Source organism: Atopobiaceae bacterium, assembly GCA_022483015.1.
Taxonomy (GTDB): Bacteria; Actinomycetota; Coriobacteriia; order Coriobacteriales; family Atopobiaceae; genus JALCUE01.
In genome coordinates, this window is record JAKVOB010000001.1 from 600,811 (window position 1) to 611,944 (window position 11,134).

Annotated in this window: 3 protein-coding genes; all 3 read left to right on the forward strand. The window is 64.4% G+C overall.

Translation table 11 applies throughout. From position 1 onward, the window contains the following. Positions 1-20: 20 nt before the first annotated feature. Genes LKE50_02660 through LKE50_02670 form a run of 3 tightly spaced genes read left to right on the forward strand, consistent with a single transcriptional unit; the run spans position 21 to position 10,944 of the window. Positions 21-2,024: a hypothetical protein gene (locus LKE50_02660; GenBank protein MCH3967523.1), complete on the forward strand. Its 2,004-nt coding sequence runs from the start codon at positions 21-23 to the stop codon at positions 2,022-2,024. 16 nt (positions 2,025-2,040) lie between these two features. Continuing rightward, entirely contained in the window at positions 2,041-10,263 is an 8,223-nt protein-coding gene (locus LKE50_02665) for a hypothetical protein (GenBank protein ID MCH3967524.1), read from the forward strand. A gap of 18 nt (positions 10,264-10,281) precedes the next feature. After that, a complete protein-coding gene (locus tag LKE50_02670) occupies positions 10,282-10,944 on the forward strand; it encodes an LPXTG cell wall anchor domain-containing protein (protein ID MCH3967525.1) in 663 nt (220 codons plus the stop codon). The last annotated feature ends 190 nt before the right edge of the window (positions 10,945-11,134 follow it).

Genomic DNA, 11,134 nt, shown 5'->3' on the forward strand with positions numbered 1-11,134 from the left:
CGCGGAAGGACGCAACAAATATGAAGAGCCCAAAGCATGTTATAGTCCTCCTCACGACACTTGCCCTCGTCCTCGGATGGGTCCTTGTCCCGCAGGCTGCCCATGCGGCGGAGGCTCCCGATGTCACGGGTGCCGACTTCTACGTCACCGATGCCGCGCAGGCCTCCGACGTCGACGTCCTCACGGTCACGGGAGCTGCCGGTGACGACCTCTACATCGAGGTCACGCAGGATGGCGGTCGCGTCGCGAGCCACCTCCACTATGCGCTCGGCTCCGACAATGCCTCCTCCTCCGTCACAGGCCAGCTCGTCGGTGTCGTGAGCCTCAAGATGAGCCAGTTCGACCCCACCTCCACCTACGATGTCAAGGCCTACTCCGACCGCGCCTACACCAACCAGCTCTATGCGGGCACGCTCACGGCGGTGCGCGCCACCTTGGGCGGCACGCAGGACGTCATCATCGGCTATACCACCAGGGCGGCTGGCGAGGGCCAGTCCTTCTCGGCGCCCGCCACGTTCACCAAGGACGGCGTCACCTACAGCAATCCCACCACGGCCGCCGACGGCACCATCTCGTATACGGTCGATACCTCCACCGCGCCGTCCCTCACGGGATCCATCAACTATGTCGACGAGGATGGCACGTCCCTCAGTAAGCTCGACATCGAGGGCATCACGTCCGACCAGCCTCAGACCGTTTCCGTCGAGAAGGTCATCGCCGTCGGGTCCGGATCGAGCGCGAGGTTCTACCGTACCTTGAGCCTCTCCGACACGGTCACGGCGACCTATGGCGGCACCAAGGACTTCACCATCACGTGCCGTCCCATCAGCCTCGGCAACGATGGCGTGAACCAGTTCTACAGCGCCACGATCAACCTCGTCGACCAGGACGGCGCCACGCTTGCCACGGACTCGCTCAACGTGACGGGTCGCTACCGCTGGACGGCCCCCTCCACGATGTACCTCACCAAGGACGGCACGTCGCATACCTATGAGCTGGTGGGAAGCGACGTGAGCCAGTACGCCGCAGGCATCCTCACGCTCGATCCCAGCAAGGATGGCGTGACCTCGGGCGCCAGGACGTACACCATCTCGTACAAGGACGTCACGCCTCCGACGGCCGAGGCCACCTGGACGGTCCGTGTCACGAACGGATCCGTCGACCCCCATGCGTCGAACCGTACGATATCGACCGAGAAGGTCAAGGTGTCGGCTTCCTATGTCCCCGAGCAGTCCATCGACGTCGATGGCACCACCTACGTACCGGTCAAGTCCACCAAGGCCTCGTACTCCTATGACGACGCCCTCGCGCAGAACGCCAACGACCCTGTGCTCTACGTCTACTACGTGCCGGCCGACTACGTGGCCCCCGGCGACCGCACGGTCACGGTGAACTACGTCAACATCACCGGTGGCGCCACCATCGACTCCAAGACCTACACGCTCACCCCCGACGACACCGAGGACCTCTCCATCACGTCGCCCACGAGCTTCGTATCAGGCGCGACCACCTACGTGCGCCTGGACGGCCAGGACTCGCCGATCGTCTGCGGCTACTACACCAAGTACGACACCTACACCGTCTACTACCGTGACGTCAACGACGACATCGCGGCCAACACGGTGATCACCCACTTCCGCGTGGACTACGTCGACAACGGTACCACGGACAATGGGACGACGAATAGCGGGACGGGCACCAACGGGACGGCAGGAACCGGTACCACGGCCAACGGCACTGCGACTGACGCCGACGGCCAGACCGTGGGCCTTCCCACCGACGGTGACCTCAACACGGTCAGCAACGGCGGCGACACGGCCACGGTCGTGAACGGTGACGGCGTCGACTCCAACACCGCGCGCATCGACGACAACGAGACACCTCTGGCCTCGGGCCAGGAGGGCGGCATCCCTGTGGGTGTCATCGCCGGCAGCGTCTGTGCTGCCGCGGCGCTCGCGATCCTTGTCATCCTCCTCGTCATGAGGCGCAAGAAGCATGCCGACACCACGGCCGACGGCCAGTAGGACGGGGGAGCGAACGATGAAGAACACCAAGAAGGGTTCACTCATGGGCAAGCATTCGTACCACAAGGGTGCCAGGACCTTCCTCACCATCCTGCTCTCCGTCGCGATGGTCACCACGTCGGTGCCGAGCAATGCCTTCGCGGCCGCGGCGCAGGCGGCGACCACTGCGGCGAGCACGGCTGCCACCACGGCCGCGGCGACGCTGTCCACGTCTGACGAGAAGGCTGCTTCGGGCTCCACCTCCACGGAGACCTCGACTGCGACGACCGCCACCTCGGGCACGACCACCACGCCTGCCGCGACGACCGCGACCGAGGTCGACCTTGCCCTCGCGCTCGACCACGCCTACATCGTGGTAGCCGGCCAGGACGTCGTGGCACCAGCGACCAAGGTCACCGTCACCGCAGCCAAGGACCTCAAGTTCACGGCCGTACCGGACAACGGCTATCGCCTCGACACGGTCACCTACACGCAGGCGGGCGTCACGCAGGCCGACGGCTCCCTGGCCAAGACCGAGCTCACGGCAGACGCGAACGGCATCTATACGCTGCCGGCTGACGTCGTGCGCGCAGGATGCGCCCTCCAGGTCTCGAGCGTCGAGAAGGACGACTCCACGGCCGAGGCCACCGCTGCCGCGACGTTGCTGGGCGACGGCTCCCAGACGGTCGCGGCGGGCGCTGCGACGACCGACGGCATCTCGGCCGCGACTGCCACGGCCACCCAATCCACGATCACCACGAGCGACGCCGCCGCTGCCGCAGTCGCCGCTGCGGTGGCCACCGCGACCCCCGTCGCGACCCAGGCCGCCTCCGGTCCCGTCGCGATCACCGGCAGCATCGCGGACGTGACGCTCAAGCTCACCGATGCCAGCGGTGCCACGATCGATCCCACCGTGCCCGTCTCGCGTGACCAGAGCATCCACGGCGCGCTCAGCATCGACTACCATCCCGAGACCTGCCCGAACCAGAGCAGCCTCGAGTACACCTACGCCTTCCCGTCCGGCATCAGCGTGGACACCGTTGCCACGTCCACCCTGTACGACGAGAACCATGCAGTCGCCGGCACCTACGAGATCAAGGACGGCGTTGCCCACATCACCTACGACAAGACCTGGATCAGCGACCACGCGGGAAGCGTGAAGACGTTCTTCTCGTTCGACTTCAAGGTCGAAGACGATGCCGTCGACGAGAGCGGCTCCACGACCATCACGTTCCCCGGTACGGGGGACACCACCATAAAGACCTACAAGGACGGAAACGTCACTGGTGAGAAGGGCTATGTGCTCAACTCCGATGGCAGCGTCGACTTCACCGTCACCTTCGTCGCCGACCAGGACGTCACAAACTTCAGCTTCGTGGACACCATGGGCAAGAACCTCTCGTTCGTGGACGGCTCGTTCAAGCTCGATGGCAAGACGATCGCCGTGACGGTCGACGGTCAGACGGTCACGAGTGACGTGCTTCCGACGCTTGCTGCCGGCTCGCATACGCTCACCTATCAGGCGGTCCTCTCCCAGGCGGGCAAGGACCGCATCGAGAGCGGCAAGAAGCTCTCTGGTAAGAACGACACGGATGACTCGACCAACACGATCGGGTGGAAGTGGGGTCACGACGGAACGGGAACCGACAACACCGTCGTGGAGAGCACCAACGTCCTCATCGACAAGTCGGACGGCTGGTTGAACGCCGACGGTACCATCCACTGGCATGTCCGCCTCAACCAGGGGTCCCCAAAGGCGGACTTGGGCGACTACCTCTTCACGGACACCCTGACCGCTGGCGAGCAGTCCTATGTGGGAACCTACGTCGTGAAGGCGATCGAGCGGGATGCCGACGGCAAGGTCGTCTCCGAGACGCCGGTGACCACCGGGGACATCGACCCCGCGAAGGGCTCCTTCACCTACGCGTTCCCTCATGATGCCGGCTCGAAGGAATACACCATCGAGTATTCCACCAAGATGGCCAACCCCAGCCTGACGCAGACCTACAAGAACACGGCGGCGGTCAACAAGGAGGGCGTCGGAGGAGCGAAGGACACCGGTCAGTACGCGAACTCCGTCGGTGTCGATGGCGACTACATCGAGAAGGCCATCGTCAAGAACGACGCCTCTGCCACAGGCCTGGTCTCATGGAGGTCGACGATCCATGGCGCCGCGATCGGCACGTCTGACTTCACCTTCTGGGATGACACGGACCAGTGGGCGGACAACATCTGGTTCGCCGAGGACGAGAACGGCAACACCCTCGCACCCGTCGTCTCCTACGGTGGCGAGGGCAAGGTGCTCGAGGAGGGTGTCGACTACACGCTCGAGTTCCATAAGGACAAGGCAGGGCTGCACACCACAAGTGACCTCCACAACTGGAGGTTCAGCCTCAAGTTCCACGATACCGAGGCCGTGCGTCAGGCGATGACGGGTGACATCTTCGTCAGCTATGACACGATGTGCGACGGCAGCGCGGACACGTACAACAATTACTCCTATTACTACATCGGCACCGTGAAGCAGCATGTGGCCAAGGCGAGTTACCAACTCGAGGGCACGCCGACCGTCACGAAGTCGGGGTCGACCCCCGTGTGGGATGCCGACCTGGGCGCCTACGTCACCACGTGGACCATCGTCGCCAACAAGAGCGCGCTCGACGGGAACCGCGGCAATGCCGACCTCCAGGGGACGCCCATCACGGTGACGGATTCGCTCCCGGTCGGGATGCACTACATCGCCGGCTCGGCCTCCTATGTCGCGCAGACAGCAAAGAACAAGACTTCGGGGGCGGTCAAGCTCGATCCCGTCGAGACCACGGCGGACACGGGCGACACCCTGGTCTTCTCGGCCCCGTCAGCCGAGGTGCTGCAGGCGATCCAACAGGCCGATGGGTCCCAGAGGGCACTCGTCACGATCACCTTCAAGGCTGCGATCGACAGTTCCGTGCTCACGGTGGGCGGCACGACGTCGTTCACCAACAACGCGACTGCCGGCATCGGTGGCTACAGCCCCTCGACCACGGGTACGGTGACTGTCGAGGACGACAAGGTCCTCGACAAGACCAGCCAGAAGAACGACGCGACGGCGCTCATCGACTACACCGTCAAGGTCAACGAGCATGCCTATGACCTGTCCGACGAGGAAACGCTGACGCTCACGGACGACCTCGACGCCGGAACCAAGGTGGTCCGTTCGACCATCAAGGTCATGAGCGGGGATACCGACATAACGAACGACTGTGTCGTTCAGGTCGATGATGCGACGAACGTGATGACGCTCATCCTCCCCGACTCGACCTCCCTCGTCGTCACCTATGGCGTGAGGATGACCGGTGACCTGGGCAGCACGTCGGATGTCTCCAACTCGGCGACCCTCTCTGGCAAGGGGAGCTGGTCGTCGACTGACGAGCATCCGTATACGGTCACCGAGGCCACTGCTGGTGCCTCTGGCGTGACCGACACGGTCACCCTCTACAAGACCGACAGCCTGCACGCGAACAGGGCCCTCCCGGGTGCCGCATTCTCGCTCTATCGCGTCTCGATGGACGGCCATAAGGCGGACTCGTCTGTCGAGGACGACGCAAGTGTGGTGGACGAGAACAAGACGACGTCCGGTACGGCTGGTGCCCTCAGGTTTGCCGACAAGAACACCGGTGGCGAGGCAATGCTCCCGAACGTGCTCTACTACTACGTCGAGACCGCAGCGCCCGCGGGCTACGAGCTGGATGCCACGAAGCACTATGTCATGCTCGGGGACACGAGCTCCGACGAATACAAGGCACAGGCCCAGAGGGCGAAGGACTACTACGGGATAACCCTTGGTGAGGTCGCGGCCGACCCCACGCAGAACGTCAAGGATGCAAGGCTCACCACATCCGTGTCCCTCTCGGCAAAGAAGGCCCTCAACAACGAGGTCCCTGCCAAGGACGCATACTCCTTCACCCTCGCGCAGACCTCAGCCAAGGACTCATCCGGTAACGACCTAGACACGGGATTCAAGACCCGGACGGTGGGCAACGATGCCGACGGAGGCGTGCCATTTGGCGAGATCACCTATGACACGGCAGGTACCTATACCTACACCATCACCGAGGTCGTGCCTGCTGGCGTGACCGCTGACAATCCCACAAAGGATGGCGTGACCTACGACCTGACGTCGCACGAGGTCACAGTGACGGTCACCGAGACGGCTGGTGAGTCCCTCACGGCGACCGTAGCCTACGATGCCTCCACCGACGTGCCCGTCTTCGCCAACAGCTATGCGGCTACGGGCTCGGCGTCCTTCTCGGCGACCAAGTCCTTGGACGGTGCCACGCTCGCGGCAGACCAGTTCTCGTTCGCGCTCGAGCAGACCGACGAGAAGGGCACGGTCCTTACTGATGGCTACAGGCAGACCGTGAGGAACGGCGAGAACGGGGCCGTCACGGCCGCCGACGTCAGGTTCTCGGACATCGGCTACACCCAGGCAGACGCCGGAAGGACCTTCTACTACACGATCTCCGAGGTCGTCCCCGAGGGGGCCAAGGATGCCGGCAACGGCACCTGGACCAACGCCGGCTACACCTATGACGGACATCGCGTGAGCGTCAAGGTCGAGGTCACCGACAAGGGCGACGGCACGTTGGGCATCACCAGGACCTACGGCGGCTCCGCGACCGCACCGTCGTTCTCGAACAGGTACGTCGCCTCCGGTGGCGTGACCCTCACCGCGAGCAAGACGCTGGCGGGCCATGCCCTCGCGAACGGCCAGTTCGAGTTCGAGCTCAAGGACGCCAACGGCGGCGCCGACGACGGCACGGTCCTCCAGACCAAGACGAACACTGACCAGGGCCTCGTGTCGTTCGACAAGATCACCTACGACAAGGCCGGCACGTACCACTACACCATCTCCGAGAAGGCCGGCGAGCTCGGCAAGGGCTACACCTACAGCAGCAAGGTCTCGAACGTCACCGTGACCGTCAAGGACAACGGCAAGGGCCAGCTCGTGGCCGTGCCCTCCTATGACGTGGACGCCGAGGGAGTGGGCACCGCGACGGCGCCGACGTTCGCCAATACCTACACAGCGACCGGATCTGCCGAGCTCAAGGCCACCAAGACCCTGACCGGCGACGGGGCGACGCTTGCGGCAAACCAGTTCGACTTCCAGGTCAAGGACTCCAGCAACACGGTCGTGGCGACCGGCACCAACGACGCCGACGGCGACGTGACCTTCTCGGCCATCAAGTACACGCAGGCAGATGCCGGCAAGACCTACACCTACACGGTCTCGGAGGTCGCTGGTGCCGCTGCGGGCATGAGGTACGACAAGACCATCTACACCGCCACGGTCAAGGTGTCTGACAACGACGACGGCACGCTCTCCACGGCGGTCACCTATGCCAAGGTCGACGGCACCGAGGGCGGCACGGCGCTTGCCGATGGAGGGGCGCCCGCGTTCGCCAACACCTACGCGCCCACTTCCACGTCGGTCCAGCTCGCCGCCTCGAAGGCGCTCGCGAACGCGACGGACAAGACCACGCTTGCGGCTGGCGAGTTCAGCTTCCAGGTCACGGACGCCGACGGGAAGTCCGTCGCCACCGGCACGAACGATGCCTCCGGCAACGTGACCTTCTCCAGGATCGACCTCAACAAGGCAGGCACCTACACCTACGCCATCTCCGAGGTCGTGCCTGGCGAGGCCGCCGAGGCCGGCAACGTGGCCAACGGCATCACCTATGACACGACGACCTACAAGGCCACCGTGGTCGTGAGCGACCAGGGTGGGGCGCTCAAGGTCGACTCCGTCACGTATACGAAGGCCGACGGCTCGGCCCTCGACGACGGCGTGACGCTGCCCAGCTTCGTGAACACCTACAACGCCACGGGTTCCGTGACGCTCGGTGCCACGAAGTCCTTCTCGGGCGCGGATGCCAAGCTCACGGCTGACAAGTTCGCCTTCAAGCTCACCAGCGACGCCGAAGGCACCATGGTCATCTCGACGGCGAAGAATGACATCGACGGCAACGTGACCTTCTCGGCCATCGACTACACCCAGGCAGACGTGGGCAAGACCTTCACCTACTACATCTCAGAGGTGCTCCCCGACGGCGTCACTGCCGAGAGTCCCACCAAGGATGGCATCACCTATGACACGGTCGCCCGCGTGGTCCCCGTCACGGTGACCGATGCCGGCAACGGCAGGATCACGGCGACCCCGACCTACGGCACGACCGACAACGTCGCCCCGGTCTTCACGAACGGCTATGCGGCCACGGGCTCGATCGCGCTTGCGGCCACCAAGACGCTGAGCGGCGCCACCCTCGCCGCAGGCCAGTTCACCTTCGAGCTCGATCAGGTCTCGGCCACGGATACGAAGGGCAAGCCCATGACGACGGGCTTCGCTCCCATCACGGCCACGAACGACGCGGACGGCACGGTCTCCTTCGCAGACGTCTCCTATGCGCAGGCTGGCACATACAAGTACACCATCTCCGAGGTCGTCCCCGAGGGTGCGAAGGACAACGGCGACGGCACCTATGTGCTCGCCGGTGTCACCTACGACAAGACTACGGCCAACGTCACGGTGGGCGTCGTCGACAACGGGAACGGCACGCTCGTCGCATCGGCGGCCTATGACGGCAACGAGGGCACCTTCTCCAACGCCTATAAGGCCACAGGCACGACCGCATCCCTCTCGGCCACCAAGGTCGTCGAGAACCACGGCAACGCAGACGCCAAGACGCTGACCGGTGGGGACTACAGCTTCGCCCTCACGCAGACCTCCGCAAAGGATGCCGCTGGCAAGGACATCACGACGGGCTTCTCCACCAAGACCGTCTCCAACGCGGCCGACGGCAGCGTGGCCTTCGGAGGTCTCACCTACGACGTGGCCGGCACCTACACCTATGCCATCAATGAGGTGCTTCCCGATGGCGTCACGGCCGAGAGTCCCACCAAGGACGGCATCACCTACGATACCTCCACCCATACCGCCACGGTCGCCGTGACCGATGACGGCCAGGGCCAGCTGCACGCGACCGTCGCCTATGACGTCGATGCTGCTGGGGCCGGCACCGAGATGGCGCCGACGTTCACGAACTCCTACCTGAGCTCGTCGGTCGACCTCGAGGCCACGAAGTACCTCTTCGGCAGCAGCGACACGGGTGCCTCATACAGCTTCGTGCTCACGGGCACGGACGAGGGCTTCGTCCCACGCGCGACCGCGGCAGCCGCAGGCTATACGGCCGACAGTACCATCGTCGACGACGGACAGGCCCTCACGGTCACCGTGCAGAACGGGGCCTTCTCTGACAACCAGGCAGCAGTGACGTTGCCGACGATCACCTATCACAAGGCCGGCACCTACTGCTATACGCTCGCCGAGGTCCCGAACGATGACGGCACGCAGTATGACGATGCCGTCTACCGCATCACGGTCGTCGTCGGTGCTGACGGCGCCCCCACCGTCACCCAGGAGCTCGTGTCGGGCGGCGAGCAGACGGCCGTCGACTCCATCGAGTTCTACAACAACGGCAGCCTGGTGCTGAGCGCCCGTAGCATGGCGTACTCCGCGATGGGCTCGCAGGCCGCGGCCGCGACCGTCAGCCCGCAGGTGAGCAAGGTCCTCGAGGGCGGCACGCTCACGGACGGCGAGTTCTCGTTCGAGCTCCGCGACTCCGACGGCAGGCTCATCTTCGAGGGTACCAATGACGCGCGGGGCAACGTCGCCTTCGAGGGGGCGGGCGAGGAGGCCGGCACCGACCAGGGGCTGCTCAAGTTCTACGAGGAGGGTACCTATACCTACACCATCGACGAGGTCGCAGGGGCCGACCAGATGGTCACGTACGATGACGCCACCATCACCATGGTCGTGAAGGTCACCACCGGCGAGGACGGCGCGCTTGTCGCCACCACGACCTATCAGCGCTCCGGTGAGGACAAGGTCACCAGCGAGGGCATCTTCTCCAACAAGGTCAAGAGCATCGACATCACCGTCCGCAAGACGAGCAAGTCCGGCGGCGAGGGGCTCGCGAACGCGACCTACGGCCTCTGGATGGCGACCGATGACGGCAACGACGTCTACATGGGCCATGCCAAGTCCGATGCCGACGGGTACATCACCTTCGAGGACGTCAAGCTCCAGAACGGCTCCAGGTACTACTTCAAGGAGGAGGCTGCCCCTGAAGGCCACCTCGTCGACCCGTATCGCAGCGGGTACTACACGTATCGCTCGGGAGCGGACGGCGGGTCTCCGTCGTTCGCCCTGGACGCGCAGTAGGAGACGGAGGGAAGCAGGATGTCGCTCCCCAGACATGGAAGGCTCGCAGCCATGCTCGCGACCCTGGCGCTCATCGCGCTCGCGGTCGTGGCGCTGGTGCCCACGCCTGCGAGGGCCGATGACACCGTCACCCTCACGGCGGATGGTGGGGTCTCCGACTTCACGACCGACGTGAGGGTGCAGAAGCTTGCCGCGGACACCCACGAGGCCGTGACAGGCGCGCACCTCCAGATCATCGATGCCTCCTCGGGCACCGTCGTGGAGGACTGGACGACCGACGGCTTCACCAAGGAGTTCGCCAAGGAGCTGAACGTCGACACCACCTATACGCTGCATGAGGTCTCGGCGCCTGATGGTTACGAGGTCGCTCCGGACGTGCGGTTCACCATCAACGCCACTGACGGCGAGGTCACCCTGGTGGGCTCCGTCAGCAGCAGCGACTCCGAGGTCGTGGACAAGCGGACGCTGAACCTCTATGACGCGAAGGTCGTGGCCGAGACCACGGTGGTCACGCAGCAGGAGGTCGGGGCAGCGACCAGCGCCACGACGGGAGGCTCCCAGGCCGGCTTCACTCTGCCCAAGACAGGCGATGCCACGTCGTACACCCTACTTGGGATGCTTGCGATGGTTGGTGTTGGCGTGGCCGCGCTGGGGCTCAGGGCGAGGTACAGGCAGGGGTAGGTAGGGCCGATTGGTAGGCTCGGTCTATTAAAATGGAACCAGTTGAAGCGAGAGAGGAGCAGAGGTGCTCCTCTCTCGCTTGCGTTTCAGACGCTGGTCTGGTGGTAGTGATACTTCATGCAAAGGAGAGCCAAATTGATGCGAGAGAAGCAGATTGATTCCCATGGGTTGGCCTCTCTAGAGGGCCTGT